15 protein-coding genes are annotated in these 22,766 nt (G+C 45.1%); 5 read left to right on the top strand and 10 right to left on the bottom strand.

What is annotated here, in order from left to right:
- Nucleotides 1-16: 16 nt before the first annotated feature.
- The 6 genes from ACSUPM_RS11625 to ACSUPM_RS11650 all read right to left on the bottom strand — a co-directional run bounded on the left by ACSUPM_RS11625 (nt 17) and on the right by ACSUPM_RS11650 (nt 7,881).
- Entirely contained in the window at nt 17-679 is a 663-nt protein-coding gene (locus tag ACSUPM_RS11625) for a M48 family metallopeptidase (RefSeq protein WP_025652347.1), read from the bottom strand.
- A gap of 24 nt (nt 680-703) precedes the next feature.
- The gene (locus ACSUPM_RS11630; RefSeq protein WP_025652346.1) at nt 704-2,329 is read right to left on the bottom strand and encodes a DUF1513 domain-containing protein; all 1,626 of its coding nucleotides are present in this window, start codon (nt 2,327-2,329) and stop codon (nt 704-706) included.
- Nucleotides 2,330-2,332: 3 nt separating this feature from the next.
- Nucleotides 2,333-3,481: an imelysin family protein gene (locus ACSUPM_RS11635; RefSeq protein ID WP_025652344.1), complete on the bottom strand. Its 1,149-nt coding sequence runs from the start codon at nt 3,479-3,481 to the stop codon at nt 2,333-2,335.
- Between the two features lie 41 nt (nt 3,482-3,522).
- Nucleotides 3,523-5,184, bottom strand: a complete 1,662-nt coding sequence (locus ACSUPM_RS11640) for a di-heme oxidoredictase family protein (protein ID WP_350587905.1) — start codon at nt 5,182-5,184, stop codon at nt 3,523-3,525.
- 265 nt (nt 5,185-5,449) lie between these two features.
- The gene (locus tag ACSUPM_RS11645) at nt 5,450-6,904 is read right to left on the bottom strand and encodes an imelysin family protein (RefSeq protein WP_201565506.1); all 1,455 of its coding nucleotides are present in this window, start codon (nt 6,902-6,904) and stop codon (nt 5,450-5,452) included.
- 320 nt (nt 6,905-7,224) lie between these two features.
- The gene (locus tag ACSUPM_RS11650; RefSeq protein WP_025652341.1) at nt 7,225-7,881 is read right to left on the bottom strand and encodes an OmpA family protein; all 657 of its coding nucleotides are present in this window, start codon (nt 7,879-7,881) and stop codon (nt 7,225-7,227) included.
- A 402-nt stretch (nt 7,882-8,283) separates the two neighbouring features.
- On the opposite strand from ACSUPM_RS11650, the gene ACSUPM_RS11655 reads away from it, so the two are divergent.
- The 5 genes from ACSUPM_RS11655 to minE all read left to right on the top strand — a co-directional run bounded on the left by ACSUPM_RS11655 (nt 8,284) and on the right by minE (nt 13,371).
- Nucleotides 8,284-9,240: an acyltransferase gene (locus ACSUPM_RS11655; protein WP_025652340.1), complete on the top strand. Its 957-nt coding sequence runs from the start codon at nt 8,284-8,286 to the stop codon at nt 9,238-9,240.
- 486 nt (nt 9,241-9,726) lie between these two features.
- Nucleotides 9,727-10,806, top strand: coding sequence for a hypothetical protein (locus tag ACSUPM_RS11660; RefSeq protein ID WP_374189997.1), 1,080 nt, complete (start codon nt 9,727-9,729; stop codon nt 10,804-10,806).
- Nucleotides 10,807-10,933: 127 nt separating this feature from the next.
- Nucleotides 10,934-11,776: a septum site-determining protein MinC gene (gene minC, locus ACSUPM_RS11665; RefSeq protein ID WP_025652338.1), complete on the top strand. Its 843-nt coding sequence runs from the start codon at nt 10,934-10,936 to the stop codon at nt 11,774-11,776.
- A gap of 489 nt (nt 11,777-12,265) precedes the next feature.
- Nucleotides 12,266-13,078 carry a septum site-determining protein MinD gene (minD, locus tag ACSUPM_RS11670; protein WP_010201589.1) on the top strand — a complete coding sequence of 271 codons (813 nt, stop codon included), beginning with the start codon at nt 12,266-12,268 and terminating at the stop codon, nt 13,076-13,078.
- Between the two features lie 2 nt (nt 13,079-13,080).
- Nucleotides 13,081-13,371 (top strand): cell division topological specificity factor MinE, encoded by a 291-nt coding sequence (gene minE / locus ACSUPM_RS11675; protein ID WP_025652337.1) that lies wholly within the window; start codon nt 13,081-13,083, stop codon nt 13,369-13,371.
- Nucleotides 13,372-13,492: 121 nt separating this feature from the next.
- Here minE and ACSUPM_RS11680 read toward each other — a convergent pair whose 3' ends face one another.
- The 4 genes from ACSUPM_RS11680 to ACSUPM_RS11695 form a co-directional block, all read right to left on the bottom strand.
- Nucleotides 13,493-14,020 carry a cytochrome b gene (locus ACSUPM_RS11680; RefSeq protein ID WP_201565655.1) on the bottom strand — a complete coding sequence of 176 codons (528 nt, stop codon included), beginning with the start codon at nt 14,018-14,020 and terminating at the stop codon, nt 13,493-13,495.
- A gap of 133 nt (nt 14,021-14,153) precedes the next feature.
- Complete coding sequence (locus tag ACSUPM_RS11685) at nt 14,154-14,735, bottom strand: hypothetical protein (protein WP_201565508.1); 582 nt, start codon at nt 14,733-14,735, stop codon at nt 14,154-14,156.
- 17 nt (nt 14,736-14,752) lie between these two features.
- A complete protein-coding gene (locus tag ACSUPM_RS11690; RefSeq protein ID WP_201565509.1) occupies nt 14,753-15,754 on the bottom strand; it encodes a chemotaxis protein CheB in 1,002 nt (333 codons plus the stop codon).
- Nucleotides 15,744-22,766, bottom strand: a complete 7,023-nt coding sequence (locus tag ACSUPM_RS11695; protein WP_436879965.1) for an Hpt domain-containing protein — start codon at nt 22,764-22,766, stop codon at nt 15,744-15,746. Before ACSUPM_RS11695 ends, ACSUPM_RS11690 begins: the two co-directional genes overlap by 11 nt.

Here is a 22,766-nt window from a genome sequence, read left to right on the forward strand (position 1 = left end):
GATTTGCGTGAGACCTTTAGTCTAACTGACCCGTTTTACCCGCCAGCATATTGTGCCACTGCTGATAATCTGGCATCGCTGCTGCTACCGTCTGCCAAAATGCCTTGCTATGATTGGCATGATGCAGGTGACACAGCTCGTGGACGATGACGTATTCGGTGCATTCAATCGGATAAGCAGGAAGATACACGGACAACCAAATTCGGCGCGCGCGAGTGTTACAACTGCCCCAGCGCGTATGCATTTTTTTCAGTCGTACTTCGTTAGCGGTAGCACCGACTATTGGCTGCCACTTAGCGAATAGCGTCGGATTTACTTCCGTAAGTTGTTGCCGATAATAAGCCATTTTTTCATCGTGACTGAGGGTGAACGATTGTACGATACCCCACAAGCTAACGGGGCTGTCTACGCTTGAAGCTTCAGGTTTCGGGGTTTGGTTGCGATGGTAGCGTGCCAATACTTGCGGATGGTGGTCTAGCGCCCATGAGACACGCTTATCGACAGCTTGAGCGATTTGGCTGGCGCTGATAGACATCGGTACAGAAACCATAAGCGCATGAGGCTTTAGGCGAAAATTTATATTTTTGACGCGTTTTTTACTCACGTGTAGCGCAATACCCGCTTGTGCCAGCTGTTGTCTGGCCAAATCTAATACGAGCGACGTACTCGGTTGCGGCATCGTGATTTTATCCTTTTATACCACTTATGCTAAGACTGCCTGCAGATGATTGTCAAAAGACATATTATGTATCTGACTGTCCTGCACAATAATAGCAGCTGTATTCTTGGAATCTAACTCTGCTAAATCCGATGTCTCTACTGATAGCGTATTGACCCACAATCTTGTCAGTTTCCCGTGCCCGTCGCTGACGATAAAACCTGATGTTCCATCCTTGTTTTTGGCCTGACCAGATACCTGACCCGCGAATAGCGAGGCTCCTGCACAATCTGGCAAACGCACAGCATCAATCAGCATACGTGTGTTTAAATCATAAATCGCCGCACAGCCGCCAATTGGTGTGGTCACACACAACAGATTGCGCTCACTATCAACCGCGACACTGGCAATGTATTGATGGAAGCGTTGCCATTGATTGTTAGGCATAATCAATGGTTTAAAGTCGGGATCACCGCGATAGTGGGTCAAGACTAACGGCACATTGATATGTTTTTCACCTTGGAACTGAATACCAATCATCACCGTGCCATCATCATGTATGGCCAAATGGCGCACACTCATCTGATTGTGCTCAGGAGTAATTTGCTCAATCAGCGTTCCGTCATGACGATTCAAATAAGCCAAAGATGGACGCATGGTATCGAGATTCAGCTCTTCACGCGAGGCTTGTTCTGTTTTGATACCGCCATTAGCGATGACCAACGTCTCGCCATCTGGATGCATGATCAACTCATGTGGCCCAATACCATGCGTGTCAAACTCGGCTACTTTGCTATAATTATTACGAGCATCGTAGATACCAATTTTACCCGCCAAGCTTATCGTATCATTCTCAGTGACGTATAGCGTTGAGCCGTCCAAACTGTAGCAAGCATGTCCATAAAAATGGCGATTATCAGCCGCTGTAATAGCGAATTTTACTTGCCCTATCGCCGTATCTAATACCCAAAACTTTTCACTAGGGCGGCGACCCAGCACCACAACATCGCGTGGACAGTTATGAGTATTTGATTTGTTTTGATCGTTTTGTCTATTTTGAATATTAGGGATTGGCTGGACAACGATATCGTGGACACGCTCAGGCATGGTGGTCTGCCAAACGATTTGTCGGTCTGCATCGATACCAACCACCCCAAAGCCAGTTTCATCATTACTACTATCATCATTGCTATCGTCGTTATTTATCAATGAGCGGTTCTGTGGCATCGACGCTACGCCACTGACCCAGCATACTGGACGCGCCAACATAATGGTGCTATGTATTGCCGTCAGCTCAGTGACGATATTTTTACTATCACGATTTTTATCATCGATATCATCATGATAAGCTCGTTGCCACGCAGCAGATGCTTGCTGATAGGCATAGCGAAGGCGGGTCAACTGGGGCTTGGGCGATGCTTGCAATGTATGCAGCTGAGCACGCACACCCGACACATAATCCTGCAATCGTGCTTCAGGCTGATGCTGCTTGCGATAGTGATGATGGATACCAACCAATGCCGCCGTTCCCAGTACGCTACCAAGCGTAGTCAAAGCCGAAGTCATCAGCGGCTCATGATTTGAGCGCTTGTCTGCTGGTCTAGGCGTTGCTTTAGAGGACGCGCTATGACGTTTAGCTATCGCAGCTGTATAGGCTTCAGAGGTTTGCATGACTTAATCGCCATCATTGCTGTTAAAGCCAACACGGATACCGAGGGTCGGAATCAATTGGCGTTTCATCAGGCGGGTAATGGTCGTAAAGTGATCAAACAATTCTTGCTGCTTGGCTTTATCGGCAGTCGCTAAATCCTCTGGCATCTGCGCCAATAGCGTGGTGGTATCAGCCAGCTCGCTTGATAGACTGGCCGCAATAGCATTCTCATCATTGCTACCAAGAATGGCCGTCAATACTGGGTCAGTCAGCGTTTTATTCAAGGTAGCCAACTTAGCATTAATAATAGCGCGGCTTTGTCCAGCGGTAGCAGCAGGCAGATGACCCTTGGCTTTGCCTGTAAGACCTAATGGCTCATCAATAGCATTGGTCTTCATCGTCTCAATCAATGACAATAAAGCGTTAAACCACTGGTTCAAACCTTGATCGCTATCAGCCGTTTTATCAATCGCCAGTAAAGTCGTGGCGTTCTGCTGCCAGTTACTTTCGATGTCTTTTAATCGCGTGCTTAGTGCCGCGCTGGCGCTGACTACATAAGCACATTGAGCAGCATTCAAGCTGTCATTGGCAAATAGCGCCTCTTCCAGACCTGGTACGCCTTGCACAATAGCGCTCTCGTTAGCGAGCTGCTCTGGGGTTAGTTTTGGATTGGCCGCGATTAGCTCTGCAACCCCACTGTGTACCAAGCCGCGCTCGTCAGGATAATAGTTAATGTACAAGTTGCTCATACTAGCAGTCGCAGGACCGAAGTTGATCATCTCAGCACTCGCCCATGCTTGCGCCAGCACCAGCCACTGAGCACGTAACGCTTGTAACTCATCACTGCTGACAGGCGCTTGCTGACAATGCTTCTGCGCCAAATCATGTAACAAACCACTTTGCTTCGCTGCATCTGCATAAGCCGGAATGACAATGTCTTCAGCCACATGGGTCAGATAGGTTTTTTCGGTCTCCGCGCTGATATCTATGGCGACTATCTGTTCGTCATTCGCGCTATCGGCGGCCGTACTATTTGAGGCAGCGCCATCTTGCGCGACGGTTTGGCTATCCACCTCTGCTGTTTTATTCTCATCGGCAGGCTTGACACAACTGATGAGTAATCCAGCACTCAGTGCCGATAACGCCATTGCTAATGCAGGATTTATTTTCATAAGTTTCTCGGTAATGGGATAAGTAATAATTTATATCACCTTTATAATGATTTTAAGAAGGCGTTTAATTCTGCGCGTCCTTGCTTGTCCAACTTCAATACTTTTTGGCGTTGTTTTTCTGCTTCACCGCCATGCCATAGTACCGCTTCCATCAGCGTGCGCGCGCGACCATCATGTAAAAAGGTCGCTTGTGGATCGACGGTTTGAGCCAGACCAATCCCCCACAATGCCGGCGTACGCCATTCATATGAGTTGGCCAAAAACTCAACTTGTGCATCTTTTGCCGGTAGCTTACCCGCTATCGTACGATCGGCAAGATCATCACCCATATCATGCAGCAGCAAATCTGTGTAAGGATAAATGACTTGTCCATGCTGCTCAAGATGATCGTCGTCAGTTTTTGGCAACTGATATCTTGGCGTATGACAACTCTGGCAGCCCATATCATAAAAGCGTTTTTTACCAGCCAGCACCAATTTATCATCGGCATTGCGGCGATGTGGCACCGCTAAGTTCCGCGTATAAAATTCTACAAACTTCGCGACTTCATCATTCACTTCGACCGGTGTCTTGCCATTACCTTGCTCATCAGCGCCAGTGGTCGCTTTAATACAAGCGGTTTGGCTCGGCATGCAAGACTCATGTGGACGAATGTTTGAGGTCAGCCCCATATCCTCATTAAAGGCACTTTGGTTTTGCGTAATCAGCTTGGTCTGACCGGCCTTCCAACCAAAACGACCGAGCGCATGCTTGCCCGTTTGCGGGTCCATCACCCAATTAAACTTACCACTGATGCCATCGCTATTTTTATTATTAGGCGTTTGGCTGGCTTGTTTTTTAATGTCTGCGTCTGGAATTTGCTCAAGTAGGCCCAGACCAATCATTGGCAAGGCGATGCGCGGCGAGACCATCATCTCATCATCGAATGCGCCATAGCCGGGTTTGGTCAACTCAAAGGTCGGCGCACGTAGGGTTTCAACATAACCATCGGCAAAGGTCACTGGCTTATCAGTCCACTGTACCGCAATTCGCGCTTCGGCCGGTACACCCTGAATACCGCGATCCTGTAACTGACCGCCATACATAGGATGCACCACTTTTTCGATCTGGGAATTCTGCAATTGCTGACGCTGCTCATCTGTTGTCGCTGGCATAGACAGACGTATTAATAAACTATCAGCATCGTCCTCACTGCTCATCGGCGCGTGACCACGACCGTCTTTGACGTGGCACGATTGGCAGGCAGCGACATTGAATAACGCACCAAGACCGTCACGGCTGTCCGTGCTAGCAGGCGCTACCACCCACGGTTGTTGAAAGAATGCATTGCCAATAAAAAAAGAGCCTTTACGTGAGGCGGTGAGGTTTGACGAGGGTTTTGAGTAACTCTCAGCGCTGGTAATGCTGATACCAGTATCACCGCCTTGCTTAATCTCTTGCGGGTCAAAGGAAGCAAGCTGCTGCATGGATACCCCAGCCAGCGCTTCGATGTTTTGACTGCGCTCAGTAGACAATGAACTATCATCCTGCTTACCAGCCTGCGTGTCATTCTTATCAGCGGATGAGCTGTCAGTCGGTTGACAAGCCGCAAGTGACCATATGCAGAGCGCACTAAGCGCAAGCTTTAATGATGTATTTTTAGACAATAAAAAGGTATGAAGAGACATAGATGATCTGTCTTTCGTGGCAGGAAGGGCGTTCATAAGCATTGCCTTAGCGCTAGTATAGAACCATCAAAATCGCGCACCATAACAATATGTCGTTACAGTCAACAGGGTACAACTGTAAGAAAGCTGGCTGGTAGCGTTATTTTAATAGGGCATAAAAAAACACACTGCCAACCGAGATTGACAACGTGTGTATTATACATAAATTACTTTCCTATGAAAATAATTCTCATTCACTTATAAAGACTTATCAGGCATTATAAATGAATACAACTGACGCTAGTAAGCGTATAAGCTGAGCTTAAAACTGTGAACCTGCATCAGCATCTAGATTGTCAATGCCAGCCGCTTTTGCCGCATTTTCAATACCAGTCGTCAATTCTTGCAAGCTGGTAATGGCAGTCTCAACCCAACCACGACGCGTATTTTGCTCTTCAGCAGAGATACCTTGTTTACTGGCTTGACCAACAGTCGCAATCATTTGATCAATCTTGATGCCTTCTTTTTCGCCCTTTTCGACGATGATATTAAAATCACTTTCCACCTTACTAAAATCAGCCGCCAGCTTATCAGCAACGTCTTTATGACCAGTATCAATTAGGTAGTTCTTCACGCCATAGCCACCCACGGTTTTACCCGCGACGGTCTTATAGCTACCATTAAAGACATTTTGAATACCGCGAGCATTATTGGCATAACTTAGATGGGTCAAGTCACTAAAGCACTCGTGCTCATCTTCGGTAGAGCCCGTGACAAAGGCGACTTGCATACGCTGAGAGGCCAGCTCGCCAAGTGCTAAACTGCCCATCTGGTACAAAATCTGGCGCAGACCATTGTTATCTTTACGCGCTATCATATCGCTGCGTAAGGTATGTTCGCTATCAGGCTGCCATTGGGCTTCCATTGCGGTTAAATCATCAACCAATAATTGCGCAGCAGCTTTTAAGAACTCGCCACGACGCTCACAAATACTTGCTTCTGTATTTGCGCTTTCGCCACTGGTACATTCACCATCGGTGGTAATATAGTCGCTAACCGGGCGGTTGCCTGCACCCTCACCGACGCCATTGGTATCTTGTCCCCATAGCATAAACTCAATCGCGTGATAGCCAGTCGTTACGTTGGCTTCACTACCACCAATCTCATTCATGTCTGCTAACAATTGCGGCGTAATGGTGCTGGTATCTTGCTTGATGCTACCGACGGCGATGCTATCACTATTGATGATATTGTCTTGACTGTTATATTCACCTTCGTAATCGTCGCTGACGTAATCAATGAGCGCTTCATCGAGCGGCCATGCATTGACCTGTCCTTCCCAGCTATCGACGCTGCCAATCTCACGCTGGTCATCAGCAGTCACAAAGGCTTCATCAAAACGGAACACTTCAGTTTGTGAGTAAGGCTGACGCGCCGCTTTATAGGCAGCTTTTGCCGCGTCAAGGTTCGCTTCAGTTGGCGTATCTACATAAGTATTTACAGCGGTCTGCAAGGTTTTTGCGCTATCTAATGAGTCTTTATAGGTAGCATGAGCCATATTTGCATAACTAATCACCAAGCGATCGATATTGGCTTTTTCTGCACCGGACGTGGTTTTATTATTAGCGGCTTCTGTGTCTTGTACCTCCGCTTGTGCATCAGTGGCGGCATCGTCATTGGCTTGTTTGGTACAACCCGATACTAGCAGTATCCCTGCAAGCGCAGCGGCTAAAGTAGTCGGTAAAATTTTACGGCTCGTCACTGTGGTCATATTCATACACGTCCTCGATGAGATACATTAGAAAAAGGGTAAATACAGTAAATAACGAATGTCCAGAATAATAATTACTGTCAAATCTGCCAAACGGTATCATTAATATTACTGAAATATTATTGCTAGAATATTCAAATATTTGCGAATTATAATGTTATTGATAACTATTATCAAACATAATTTGCCGTTTTGGTCTAGTCGGTACTCTTGATAATTTAGTGGCGCAAATTTTAAGCACAAAAAAGGCCAGCATATTGCTGACCCTTTTTAACAGTGTTCTTAATGTAAATAGATACTAATATAAATAGCTACTAAGTAATGGCTTAGTTTACGCTCTGTGGCGAGTTAATCGTTAGCTCAACACGGCGGTTTTGTTGACGACCATAATCAGTGTTGTTATCCGCTACTGGGCGTGATTCGCCATAAGCAACAACATTAACACGGTTAGAAGCCACACCGCGAGCTGTCAGATAGTTAGCTACTGAGTAAGCACGATCACGTGATAGACCCATGTTGTATGATGCTGAACCTTTGCTATCAGTGTGACCTGCGATGTTAACAGTGGTCTTATTATACTGATTCATCGTCGATGCTAGCTTATCAAGGGTTGGCTTGAAAGATGAGCTCAATGTAGCATCATCAAATGAGAAGGTAATGCTACCTGGCATAACCAAGTCAATGTTACCAGTCGTAGGGTTTTGTTCAACCGTGACGCCTGTACCAGCCATTTGTTGTTCAAGCTGCTTAGCTTGACGCTCCATGTAGTAACCAACGCCTGCACCCAATGCTGCACCAATAGCAGCATCACGACCAGTTTTGTCGCCGCCCGTTGCTTTTGAGATAGTCGCGCCACCTAAAGCACCCGCTAGTGTACCAACAGCCGTTTTATTCAAACGTTGCTGTCCAGTGTTTGGATCTGTTGTACAACCACTCAATGCTAGACCAGATGCGACTGCGGCAATCATTAATGTATTACGCATAATATTTCCTCTTAAGTTTAAAAAAATGGTTAAATTGTACTTTTTATAGAAGATTATTCATTAATCTTATTTAGGTGCTTATTTACACTCGTCATTATTATGGCAATTACCATCTATTCATGTGTAATATTTTGTCACATCTATGTATGAGAAGTGCAGAAGGCTTGCCAGTTTTTTTCTAACGCTAGCGATGTCTGCCATGACTAGTCACGTTTACAGTCGTACACTATCATTAATTTCTGCTAAAATCATGCAATAAAGTTGACCCTAAAGTAGCGCTAATAAAAGCTATAAGCATATAGCACGCGTTCAACCTTAACAAAACGCCAAAAACTTCGACGATAGCGACTCCAGAAATGGAGCATTTATATATTAATAATATCGATAGAAAAGGGATTAAACATGCGCCTGACCTCTACTATTCAAAAAATACATCAACGCGCGCCTAAATTGGGCAAAGCGGTCTCGCTGACCACCGCAGCCAGTGTCATCGCAGCCAATAGCTTTGGTTATAGTATTCCCTTATGGCTAATGGGTGCGACCAAAATAATTACTGGCGCCCCTATTGCGGATAAAACCGTGATAAAAATTGCTGCCCACTGGATTAGTAGTAATAATGCTTTAATCGATAATATGTTGCCACGCAAAGATTGGCGTATCAATTTGCCCAATGATGTTCATATGGATGGCAAATATCTACTGGTTAGCAATCATCAGTCGTGGGTCGATACCAGTATCGTGCAATACATTGGTGAAAAGCGCCTGCCCCTCACCCGATTTTTTACCAAGTTTGAGCTGATTTATATCCCAATCGTTGGCCAAGCTTTTTATTTTTTAGACTTCCCGATGATGCGCCGCCATTCTAAAGAAAAGGTTGCCAAAAACCCTGCCCTAAAAGGCAAAGACATCGAAGAAGCCAAACGTGCTTGTGCGCTCTTAAAAGACAAGCCATTTACCTTATTGAACTATCTAGAAGGCACGCGCTTTACCCAAGAAAAACACGCCAAACAAGGCTCACCTTATACGCATTTACTGAAACCGCGTGCAGGTGGTTTGGCGCTCGCAGTCAATGCACTAGGAGATGATATCGACGGTATTTTGGACATGACCATCGTTTATCCTGATGGCGTGCCAACCTATGGTGATTTGTGGAAAGGCAATATTAAGCGCTTGGGCGTTGATGTTCGACACATTAAGATACCTGATGAATTGTTTGCTGGTATCAAAAATGGTGGCTACGAAGAAGATGAGTCAATCAAGGCGAAGATGTTTGATTGGGTTGAGCAGATATGGCGTCAAAAAGATGACCTTATTACGACGATGCTGGCTGACTTTGCAGACAATCCGCAGAGCAAATAGGCTAAAGATAACTTATTTTTTCAGTAAACCTTCAAACCACAATGGTGCCATACTTTTTACGCTGCTATTTAAATACTAAAGACTGGCTATGGCGTGTCCTCATTTTGAAAATAGTGATAAAAATAAGATAAATGGCAGCTGAACAGAGAAAATAGTACGGATAATATCGAGAGATTAGCAAGCTACTTGACGAAGTTTGGCAAATATTTAGCCATTTTTAGCGCATTTACTGCTTAAGGTTCAGATTGAGAACACACCCTAATATCAAGGTTACTCAATTTGTATAAAATACCAAATTATAATGGTTGATGGGTTGTTTTTTGATGCCATTCATTGATAATGTGAATAGTCATTAAAACGCTCGCTTATTTAGTAATCATGTCCTCACTAGCAGTGCCTACTGATGACATGATTTCTTATGCCATTTCTTACTAATAAGGTATGACTGTGCCCGCCTCTCCCACTAAAAGCTCGCCGATAGCAGCAATGCCAAATGAGTCATCGAACTTAGCAAACAGTCAGTCTCCGAGCACTCATTCCTCGATCGAGCAGCCGCCACGATCAAATCGTCCCAAGCCAAGTCGCTTTAAGCTGACGTATGACATCTTGATGATTGTTGCTATTAGTATTGATCTTTTATTGATCAGTATCGATGCCATCTTGATGAGTGGTTTTAGTAGTAATGTCGCAGGATGGCTGGCATTGAGTGATGCGCTCAACTGGTATCAGAATACCTTGCACGATCCATTGCGTACGGCGGGTGGCTTTTTTACCATATTTTTAATCGTAGAACTGTTGGTACGTTGGGCGATTGCCGTTAAGCAAAAAGCCTATTATCGCTGGTTCTTTTTTCCCTTTGTCCATTGGTATGAAGTGTTAGGCTGTTTTCCACAGCTACGCGCGCTACGGTTATTTCGGGTAGTGGTCATCGGCCGCCGGCTATATCAGCTTGGCTATCAAGTACTGCCGCAGTCATGGATTGCTCGTATCAAGTTCTATATTGAGCTGTTATTAGAAGAGTTGTCAGATAGGGTAATTTTGACGACCATCGACAACTTTCGTCAGCAACTTACCAACCCTGAAACGCACAAGTCCTTTATCGAATCAACGATTGCGCGCAATCGCCATGAGATTGAAGCCGCCCTGTTGTCGCTACTACGCACAGAACTGGCGCCAAAACTACAAGCGCTGACCGCCTCGCCGGGAGGTAGCAATATGATAGCCGGTGCGATGGGCGAAGCGATTAAGGAAGGTTTGGCCAATACGCCTGAGTTGCGTCGCTACTTGCGCATGATACCAATCGCCGGCGGCTTGATTGAGTCACAATTGCAGCATGTCGGACACAATATCGGTGAAAACGTAGTCATTGCTCTAAACGAGCGGCTACTCGATGCAGAACGCCTCGATGCATTGATGGTCGCTATTGCCAGCGGCGTGGCGCAAATCGATACCAATAACACAGCGCTGGATACTTTAATTTCGAGTATCATTGAGGACAGTTTGACAGAGTTTGAGGCACAGGTAAAAGTACAGCAATGGAAGCACCAAGATATGCTTAACTTATAAAATCTTGCTAAAAATAGCTGACAAATAGCTAGTACCTGATAGATAACCAGCACCTAATAAATAACCACTAAATAATAATAAATATAGTACGCATGCAGCAATACGACATTTTTTGAGGATCAATCTTATGACGGTTTCAGACAACGACAGCAGCGCACAAGCCCCGAGTAGCATCCCTGCTCTCGCCTTTTATGGCAAGATGCTCACCTTTTCGCGTTTGCAGTTCAGTACCAATGATTTGAGCGCTATCGAATCTCAGCTTGCCGAAACGCTCAGCAACAAATCCAGCAATATCCCTATCCTTATCGATAGCGAGGTCGAACAAGACCTGTCAGCATTGGTAGAGCTATTATGGTCATGGGGCGTACAACCTATCGGTGTCGTAACAGGTGTATTAGATGCCCAAGCGCGAGAACAACGATTGGCAATCTTCCCTGCTGATGGCAAACGTATCGAGCGTATTTTACCCAGCAAAAAAGCCACTGCTCAGGTCAGTAAAGCATCAGAAGCCAAAAGTACAGAGTCAACCAGCACGAATGACGTAGCCGCAGCGTCTGAACCCGCACTTGAGACAGCGACCGAGACGACTCTCTCTAATATTCCAGCAGAGACTTTAGTCAGCGCTGAGCATATTACCAGCCTCATCTATGATCAAATGCTGCGCTCAGGACAAAGCCTTAACCATGTCGGTGGGGATTTGATTTTGACCAACAGTGTCAATAGTGGCGCTGAAGCCATTACCGACAACAGCTTGCATGTTTATGGCCGCGCCCAAGGTCGTTTGGTCGCAGGAGCCACGGGTGATAAAGATGCTCGTATTTTTTGTCAGGTCTTTAACCCCTCCTTGGTATCGGTCGCCGGCACTTACTGCCTACGAGATAACTTACCCGAACACGTGATCGACAAGCCCGTACAAGTACGCTTTATAGAGGGTCAAGGCTTGGTCTTTACCGTGATGGATGAGGCTTAGACGCCTAGTGGTATATTGCTGCTTATGTATAAATGCCCAAGAAAATCTCTGTAGTGGCTATCTATAGTAGCTACCTTCTGTAATAACTATAGATAGTCACTACTTAGATGGTCACTACTTAGATGGTCACTACTTAGATGGTCACTACTTAGATGGTCACTACTTGATAGTCATAATGCGTTTAGGGCTAGGCGACTCGTTTAATATTGTAGTAAGTTTATTTAACAAAACTGCCCTATGCTAATCTGCTGTCTCTGCCACTATTTACTATGTTTGCGAGCGCTGACAGCCAGTAGCAGCAGTACTTAACACAGATATTGGCTGTTTTTGAGCTTTAGTGCAGACTTGCTATAAATTTTTGTTTATATATGCTAGGCTTACGCTCGCAGGTAGCGCATATATTGCATGTGAATAATAAGTATGCAAAGCATAAGTAAATGCGCTATTTTATTTAATAGATATCCCATTGATTCATAGGAGTGTGCCATTGTGGCGAAGATTGTTGTAATCACTTCAGGTAAAGGCGGTGTGGGCAAAACCACCACGAGTGCCTCTTTTGCTGCCGGTTTGGCGTTGCGTGGCTATAAGACGGTTGTTATCGATTTTGATGTAGGTCTACGTAACCTAGACTTGATCATGGGCTGTGAAAATCGAATTGTTTATGACTTTGTAGACGTCATCAGCGGTAACGCTCGCTTATCACAAGCACTGGTCAAAGATAAGCAGCTTGAAAACTTATATATCCTGCCTGCCAGTCAGACGCGTGATAAAGATGCACTGACCGACGAAGGGGTGTCCGAAGTAATGGCTGAGCTGTCTAAGCAGTTCGACTATATCATTTGTGATTCGCCTGCTGGCATCGAGCGCGGTGCTCAGTTAGCGATGTATCATGCTGATGAAGCGATCATCGTGACCAACCCTGAGATCTCCTCAGTACGTGACTCGGATCGTATCATCGGTATTTTACAAAGCCGCACCAAAAAAATCGAAGAGAACCAAGGCTCTATCCGTGAGCATTTGGTTATCACTCGCTATAATGCCGAACGTGCAGCAGCGAATGAGATGATGGACATCGATACCATCTCTAACGATATCTTAAAAGTACCCCTACTTGGCGTTATTCCTGAAAGCCATTCAGTGCTTGAAGCATCTAACCACGGTGAGCCGGTGATCCATTATACCGATTCTATCGCTGGTCAATGTTATGATGACATTGTCGCCCGTTTCTTAGGCGAAGAGCGTCCATTACGTCATATTGATGTGAAGAAAAAGAGTCTATTACAGCGCTGGTTTGGGGGTTAATGATGAGTAAGAAAAAAGGATTTTGGAGTAGTTTGTTCGGTACTGATGATGGCAACACTGTCGGTAGCGCCAACCTAGCCACTGAGCGTCTCAAGGTTATCGTTGCGAGCGAAAATCGCTTAAACAACCGCTTAACAGCGGATCGTATCGAAAAAATGAAACGTGAAATACTAGAAGTGGTGAATAAGTACGTCAATGGCGTGCAAATTGATGATGTGAACATCAATCATCGTTCTGAAGATAGCTTAGATGTGTTAGAGATGAATATCAATTTGCCTGAGCACAAAAAATAATCTGCGCAAAAGTACAGGGAACAAGTGCTCGTTAAGCTCTAATTTAAAAAGAACTAGTCTAAAAAGCCCTCAGTATGATACTGAGGGCTTTTTTGTGGGCGCATATGTCCTAGATTAATTATTATTTCATACGAGCCATCAAGTTGTCTTTCTTTACTAGCTGATGATAAAAGGCTGCTGCGATATGCAATAAAGTAAAAGCAATAATCATGGGCCAAATAATATCGGTATGTAAGTCATTATAAAAACGCGCTAAACCCCTATCTGGCGTGACAAAGATAGGAATCTGAAATAAGCCAAATATGTCTACTGGTCGACCACCATAGACGGACATCAGCAAGCCAGCTAGTGGCATCGCAATTAACAAAGCATAGAGCACAAAGTGCGACAGCTTTGACATCAATAGCTGCCATTTTGGCATCGGTAACGCTGGTGGTGCTTTGGTAAAGACGCGATTAATAACCCGCGCTATCATCCAACATAACAAGCTGATGCCAAACGCCTTATGCAAACCAATATAGAGATTGCTATCAAGATTTTGGTATAACAGGATCATGATCCACGTTACCAGTAATAAAACCGCACTGATCCAGTGAAATAAGCGGCTAGCGACTGACCACTTGGAAACACTCGCATTGATATTATTCATAAGCTGCCCTACTACCTCTGACCAACATTTATAGATAAAGACAGCAGCTAACGGCATGACCATCGCGGCTGGGTTAGTCATGACTAGGTTTATAATGAATCGTTATTCACTATCAGCCCTCTTACTAAACAAGCTAGCTGTCTAAATCAACCAATTGATGCGCAATTTTATCCAAATCGGGCACCAAGTAAGGAATACTATCGATAATCACGGTTTGAAACAAGTAAGATTGTATAACATTTTCTTGGAAGCGGTCTTTGACATAATCGACTTCGCTACTGGTAGGATTTTCATCAGTCGCTTCAACAGTCTTATTATCGCTATTTTTCGCTTTTTTAGCATCGTTATGGCTTATATTATCAGCGTGATATTGCTCTGGAAGCTCACCATCCTTAACCTCAGAGATACGCACCTGTCGTTGGCGCAGTTCACCAGCTGTCTGTAAAGCCATGCGATGGGCCGCCGTATTGCCTTCTAATACGATGATTTTATCTGGCACCTGCTCGCTAGATAGCAAATGGAATACAGCCACTTCTTGTTGTTGCCACAGATAAGTCCAGATATGCTCATCAAGAGCATCCACACTCAAAATCAAACTGCTCGGAATGATCCAATCAGGCTGATTGAATGCTGGGACGATAGTGACATCGAGCATACCGTTGTTCGTGGTCAGCAAACTTACTGCTTCAAACGAATGCTTTAGAATTTCTTTCATAAGTCGCTCACAATAGATTAATACGAAGAGGCAACCGCCACTCTTTCACCAATATAGTCGGTAAGTTTTTGTGCTAAAGCCACTGGGCTACCAATAAAATCGCAGTATCCAGAATCAATAATTGCCTGTGGTTGGCTGGGACAAGCACTTACCTTTGGATCTTGTACCCATAACTGACTGTCATTGTCTTGAATTAAGTCCAGATGCTGAGCCCCATCGTTGCCCATACCTGAAAAAATAATGTTAATCAGCTCACTACCATATACATCGCTGGTGTTTTTTAGGATTTGACCGATAGCAGGCTTATAATCACCATCCCATGCTTTATCAAGCAATATAATCCGACCAGTCGAATCGCAGACAATTTGCTTGTCAATAGGAGCAATTAAACACTGACCTGACTGCAAACGTTGTGATGAGGTAATCACCTGACAGCGCCAGTCATTATGGCGATTAAGTATACGTGGCAGCGTACCAATCATGGTCTGATTGAAATGATGCGCCAATAAGATACAAATGGGTAGCGTGGGTGACAAATTATCTAAGAATTCTTTGACAGCGCTAGGGCCACCCATAGACGCCCCCAAGAACACCACGTAACGCCAATCGCTGGTATCACTCTGGTAAGCTTGGGTATCCACCAATGCTGGTAGAGACAACATCTGCGCAAGTTTACGCTTTAGTTTACGTTGCCATTTAGCATACTGCTGCGCCTCATTTAGATAAGGCGCTTGACTAAAACCCACCAACACTCCAATCGATTGAGACACAGTAGTAGCCGTGGCAACGCCGTCATCATAATCACTGTCTATTAGCCAGATATCAATAGGTGCTTCATAAAGTTCAAACTTGGTATTCAGCTGCGCCCGTGTCACACAATCAACCAATATAAAACCACAACTGCGTACGGTATCCGAAAAGGCCATGCGCTGGTGATGGTCTTCTGCGACCACCAGCACCTTGATATCATTTTGGTTTTTTTCTTTGAGCGCTAATAGAGCAGGTACATTATCCTTCATGAGTCAAGCTGACCTCTTCACCCAATAGCGTTTGGATTTTATTGAGTAGCTCGTTTTCTTGGAAGGGTTTACCCATATAATCGTTCACCCCAATTTCCAGAGCACGCTCGCGATGCTTTTCACCAGTACGTGAGGTAATCATGATAATTGGGATATGCTGCAAGCGTTTATTATGACGTATTTGAATGGCCACTTCGAAGCCATCCATGCGCGGCATCTCAATGTCCAAGAGGATGAGATCCGGTATCGTTTCTTGTAGTATCTCAATCGCATCGACACCGTCTTTGGCAACGGCAACTTTGTAGCCTTGACGCTCTAAGAAGCGCGACGTGACTTTACGTACCGTGACCGAGTCATCGACGACCATCACTGTTGACTGAGACTCCAAACGTCTGTGCTTAGAGCCAGTAGACGAGGCAACTTCTTTGAGCACTGGCGCATTACGCATCAAGGCAATCAAATCTAAGATAAGCATGACCGAGCCATCACCCATGATGGTAGCAGCGGAAATACCTGATAGGTTGGAGAATTGTTGCCCTAACGGTTTTACCACGACTTCGATACGCGAGCCAGCTATCTGATCGACCTGCAGGGCAATATTCTGTCCAGTACGGTTTTTAATGATAATCACCGGCAAGCTTGTATTGGTATTGACCACCAATTCATTGAGTTTATTGCCTGATAAAATCTCATTTAAATAACGCACGCGATAATCATTGTCTTCAAAGTTGAGGGTCGCATCATTTGACTGATAGTAGTCATAAAGCTTTTCTGGGTTAATACGTACCACACGCTCAATCTGAACCAATGGTATGGCATAGTAGCGATCTGCTGCCCGCACTACTAGGGCATCCGACACTGCTACTGTGAGTGGTAAACGCATGGTAAAGCGCGATCCTTGACCAAGCTCAGAGACTACAGATACTACGCCACCTAACTGACGAATCTCGCTGATAACGACATCCATGCCAACGCCGCGCCCTGAGATTTGCGTTAATTGCTTACTGGTACTCAAGCCTGCATTAAAAATATACTGCATGATATCAAGATCCGTCAGACTACTATCGTCTGCATCGATAAGACCTTGAGCAATTGCTTTGCTGCGAACCGCTTCGACATCGATACCGCGCCCATCATCGGACAAGTTGATGACAATTTCACTGCCTTCACGCAGTACTTCTAAAGTAATGTTACCACTGCGTGCTTTACCAGCTTTTAGACGGTTTGCGCTGTCTTCGATACCATGATCGACAGCGTTACGTAGCATATGCTCAAGCGGCGACGTAATGCGCTCTAGAATGGTTCTATCCATCTCGTCATCGGCATTAATAATCGTTAGATCAACAGACTTGTTAAGCTCATTGGCCGTTTGACGTACGGTACGCTCAAGGCGCGGTGTCAAGCGCGTAAATGGCACCATACGCGAGTTCATCAAGCCATCTTGTAGCTCAGTTTGCGTCCGCGACAGCTGTAATAATAAGCTCTCGCTATCTCGGGTCTTTTCTAACAGTGTATGATTGATATCAACCAAATCCGATGCTGACTCCGTCAGGGATTTTGATAACTGATTCAAAGAGGAGTACTGATCCATCTCTAACGGGTCAAAGCCTTCATGGCTGATCAGCTCATCATCTATCTGCGATAAAATCTGAGCTTCAAGCTCAATCTCCATTCGACGTAACTGATCCGCCAAACGCTGTACCGTGATGCCCATCTCTTCAAGGCTGTTGGTCAAGCTACTCATACCCATGTCAATACGAGCACGGTTAATCGCTGACTCACCAGACAAGTTAATCATATGCTCGATTAGACCACCTGAGATACGAATCATCTCATTGCTACTAGCGCTCTGCTCTTGCCCAGTGAACTTGCCGACCATCGATGGCATCTTACTGATGTCTTTGACCCTACCATCTGAATTTTGCTTTTCCTTGGCGGTCAAGATAGCTTTTCGCTGCCCTTGCAGCGATTCATCAGGTATTTGTTTTAGGCTATCAGGATTTTTACTGAATACTTGTAGCGCCTCTATCAACAATCCAGGTGTTGGCGGGTTGACCCGCTCTTTTAGAATAAACAGAGCATCTGCTAACCAATCATGACAAGCCACCAGTAACTCTTGGACTTTTTTCGTTGCAGGACGGCGACGACTAGCAAGGTCTTCGTAGACTGCTTCCATTTCGTGTGACAAGTCCGCTATGCCATTTGCTGCGACCATTCTTGCGCCACCTTTAAGGGTATGTAGGTCACGCTGTAGCGCTTGCAAGGCAACGGTATCGCTCACGTTATCTAAGAATAACTGCAAATATTGATTATTATTGGTAAGCGCTGCCGCTTCTTCTAAAAACACTTCTAAGATATCAGGGTCCGGTAAGCCATTGGCCCATGACTGCTTAATCATTCTATCAAGCGTTAATACTTCTGTGGTCTTGACATTACTGTCTGTCGCATCATTAGCAAAAACTTGCGGCTCAGCGTCAGCATGGTTTTTTGGCACCGGTACAATCAGATTGACATTATCTGGTAATGCTTGTGCTTTCTCAAACTGTTGCAGCTGCTCAATAAGTTCAGGTGCAAAAAACGATTGCTGATGCTTGACCATATGCATCACTTGCAACGACAAGGTATCTTGCACGATTTGCATAATCTCAAGCCACTGGGTGGTTGGCTCGCGTCTATGCTCTACAAAGGCTTCGTAAATACTCTCCGCCTCATGAGTCAAGTCTCCAATACTACGGATACCTGCCATGCGCGCACCACCTTTAATGGTATGCAAATGACGCTGCAATACTTTTAGAGTATTGATGTTAGAGATGTCCGCACGCCATTTGTTAAAGCTCTCGGCAAGCGCATCATCGAGCTCTTGCGCTTCTTCTAAAAAGATCTCTAACAATTCAATATCGGTATCGATAGACTCTAGCTGCAACTCAGGGGCAGAGACACTTTGCACGCTAGGCAGATCATCATTATACTCGTCGATAGCCTCATCACTGCTGGCAGTGCCATTAGCAATACGCTGTAAACCTTCAAGCACTTGCTCATCAACTTTTAGTGAGGTACTACCAGCCAAGGCATCGAATAGCCCTACTAGCTGAGCATGTCCAGCCAGTAACGTGGTTTGAATAGCAGCATCAGCTGCTGTTTCAGGATGATCATTTAAGTAAGTATAAGCCGCTGCTAATGCACCAAGAATCGCGCTGAATTTTGGAAACTCTAGCGCTTTGCTAGATAGATAATTTATTTGGGCAAGTTGTTGCTCTATATATGTCTGAACCTGCTCACTATCAGAGTGACTCAGCGCCTCATTTAACTGCCATTCAGCATCGAGCAACTCATCAATATTTTCATCTAATAGCTGATCTATAGTGGGCTTGTTATTCGTAATTTCGCTATGATCGCCGATGGCATACTGCTCACCCAGCATGGCTTGTAATGAGGCAATATCTTGCTGGCTTTGCGACTCTTCTGTCGATATGGTTTGCTGCTGGGCATTCTGTTTGTAATTATTGAGGTAGCCATCCATCAGTGTCACAGACTGGGCTAATGCTTCTAGGTGTTGCGCATTCATAGAAGCATCCTGCTGTTGTAATAGCTCTAAGCTTTGCTCAATCATCGCACTGACTTCGCTAATCGCCGCTAAAGCACTAGAGCCAGACGCGGCTCTTAGGGTATGGAAGGCACGAACAATATCATCACTGACTGCAATGTGAGGCTGGCCTTGATGATCATCAACAAAGGTATTGATATCTTGTAATAGCGCTTCTGCTTCGTCGATAAAAATCTCAAAAAATGCTTTTTCTTCTGCATTTTGATGCGTCAAAATAACGGGCGCTTCTGCCATCATCGCATTAACCGAATGAATTGTCTGCAACATACTATCCATATCTTCAATATCATCATTGCTACTATCATCATGGATACGGTCAATCGTATCATCAGGCTGCACTGCAGAATACTGCTCAGTAGAGCTCAACGCTTGCTTATATAACTCAACATAGCTGAATTCATCGCCTAGTTGCTTACTAAAAGCGTTAGCACAAGTAATCCATAACGGCACCAATGCGGGGTAACCTTGACTGTTATTATTTTCAAAGGCAGTTAGCATGGCGGGATACGCGCCTAGCACATCGGCGATAAGCTGTCTTATATCGGCTGACGCGACGATACTCTTATCCAAAATGCGATTGAGCATGTTTTCTATAGACCATGCCAGCTCGCCACTATAGTTGGCGCCTACCATGCGACCAGAACCTTTTAGCGTATGGAATCCACGACGAATATCCGCCAAATCGCTTAAATCAGTGGGTGACAGCTGCCAATGCTCATATAAAGGCACGATGTCGGCCAGCACTTCATTGGCTTCTTCTATAAAGATTTCTTTAATATCAGGATCAGCATCATTCGCATCCGTTGGTAACTGCTCAGTCTCTTGCATAAAAGGAACGAGTACGGCTGGTAATGCTAAACCAGAAAGAGAGTCTATTGGATTTCTGTCTCCAGCCTCTTTCTGTACAGTTTGAGAATCATTAATCGTATCTGCAGCATCTGCCAACTCAGTAGAGTCAGCAATTGACATGGGCTCACCTAAGTCAAGAGTCTCATCTAATATAGAATCATCTTCGCTGAATACAATGCCTGATGGTGCAGCTATAGAAGTTTCTAAACCCGAGTTAACCGGCTGTCCTGTCATCAAGTTATGACTCTGTAAAATGGTTACCGCAGGATCAAAGCTTGGCGGTTGTTGTGCTGTAAAATCTGTAACCAAGACTGATAATCGCTTAGTGCTCTCTGTCACCAAGTCAACAACATCGTCCGTGACGGGTAATGTCTTATCCAACAGACGATTGAGCAGATCTTCGATGGCCCATGCCATCTCACTGATGCTAAAAGCACCAACCATGCGTCCTGATCCCTTTAAGGTATGAAAACCTCTGCGCACTTCTGTTAATGGCGTTAGATCTTGTGAGTCTTGCTGCCAAATCGGTAAAAAATCTTCTAAGTCCTCGACGACCTCTGTCACCTCTTCGATGAAAATGTCCCGAATGTCTTCATCTATATCAAAAGTGTCAGGTTTCACTTGTTCACGCGCGCGCAGCAAGTCTTCACTATCGCTTGCAGTGTTAAAGTTACCTACTACAGCACTATTCGTTATGAGGTTATCGCTCTCATCTTCTAATACAGTTTCATCGTCTACACTTGCTGTATCAAGGTTTGGCGTATTAGAAGCCTGGATATCAGAAGCTTGGTCATTGACGGCATGCTCAGTAACAGGCGCAATCTCCCCACTATCATCGTAGCGCAGCACATCAGTTGCCACAGGTTTTTGGCTAAGGAAACTGTGCTCAACACTTTCAGGCGCTTGAATATAGTCATTCAGCAGTATGGTAGCATTATCGATATGCTGATTTGCCAGCGCTAATAATGGTTGGTCAAAGACCTGCTGCGCCAGATAGTCTAGCAGCAGCTCTATAGAGGTCAAGCCCTCAGCCAACGCTTGAGTAACATTCCAACTGAGCACATTAACATCATGAGTCGTCAGTTGTACAAATAGGTTGGCTATCGCATCAGTCGCTTCACGGACTGAGGGCAAGCCCATCTCATCAAAAGTGTGGCCGATGTCTGTCAGCTCAGCCGTCTCAGGTAAGAGGGCAATATCTTGACGCTGTATATAGGCGTTAAAGCGCTGTTTTATGTCTTCAACAGCAATGCGCAGTTCACGTAAGTCTTTCGTAGCAGCGCTGCTGTCCGTACTAGCTCCTAACCGCGAGTCAGCGCTATCAGACCTCAAAGTAAAGTCAGCTGCGTCCCCTATTTTGGTAGATATCGTCTGTTCGGTATTATAAATAGCACTATATAGCTCTTGGAGCTGGCGTTCGATCTGCCATTGCTCTTGTGCAAACCCTGTTTCTGAGGAGAGAGCACGTTCGATATCTGCTAGAATAAATGCGACTTGTGACGCATAGAGTGTCCAACCTCGAGCTTCGAGCTGACTATTTATACGCTGTAATGGATTCAATAAAGTTTGCGGCTGATCAAGACTGAATATGAGCGTCTCAAGCTCACTCAATATGCGCGGTAAAAAACGCGAAGCCACAGTCTCACTTTGCGGTAAATTATTGAGAATAGATTGCGTATGCTCGCTACTTTGTGCAAGGCCACTTAACTCAATATAAATACTGGCTATCAAGTCTTTAATAACGCTCGATGCTAGCTTAGTCTGATGACCGCCTGACTCAATCACTTGCTCAAGCTGCGCTAATAATGGCGCATAGTGCTCAGGCAATGGTGTTTTATTGTGGGCAAGATCGTGCAGCCATAACTCGGTTAGATACCATAGACGCTGCACATCACCCTCTTTTGTGCTTTGCCATAAGTACTCACTGACTTTTTGCAAGAGGGCTAGTATAGAGGGCTGATTGCTATTAGCAGCTAACAATGCTTGTACTTGCTGACGCCAAACCAACAATAACTGCTGATATTGCTGAATGTCTAGATGGGCATCTGCCGCCGGGTTTGGTACGATTAATTCAATATCATCGATGACATTTTCAGCGCTAAAATCGCTATTAATCAAATGTTCGTGAGGTGTATTTTTAGTAGTGCTAGATGGCTGTGAAAAAAGATCTGTCGCAATACCTCGTCGTGATAGTGACTGAGTAAGATCAGCAGCGGCTCTATTGATCAAAGCCGTATGATGACTGCCTGTACGCATATACTGCGTCAGCTCACGTTGTAACAGACGATGAGAAAACCGACCACTGCGGCAATCGTCAGTAGTAAAGTCCTCTTGGCGACCAGCACCTGCCAACAGACTTAGCTTAGTCGCTAAGTCTGCCAATAAAGGCAGGTTAACCATAGTTAGAGCGCCACCAACTTGATGGTAGTGCTGTACCATTTGCTCGTAATTAGTGCTATCAGCGCCTAATTGCCAGCCATCAGATACTTGTGATAATTGCTGATTAAAAAGTGGTAGTAGCCACTCGAGCGTCACCATGTCATTGGGCTGGTTTTTCAT

It is taken from the genome of Psychrobacter okhotskensis (assembly GCF_965638355.1).
GTDB lineage: Bacteria > Pseudomonadota > Gammaproteobacteria > Pseudomonadales > Moraxellaceae > Psychrobacter > Psychrobacter okhotskensis.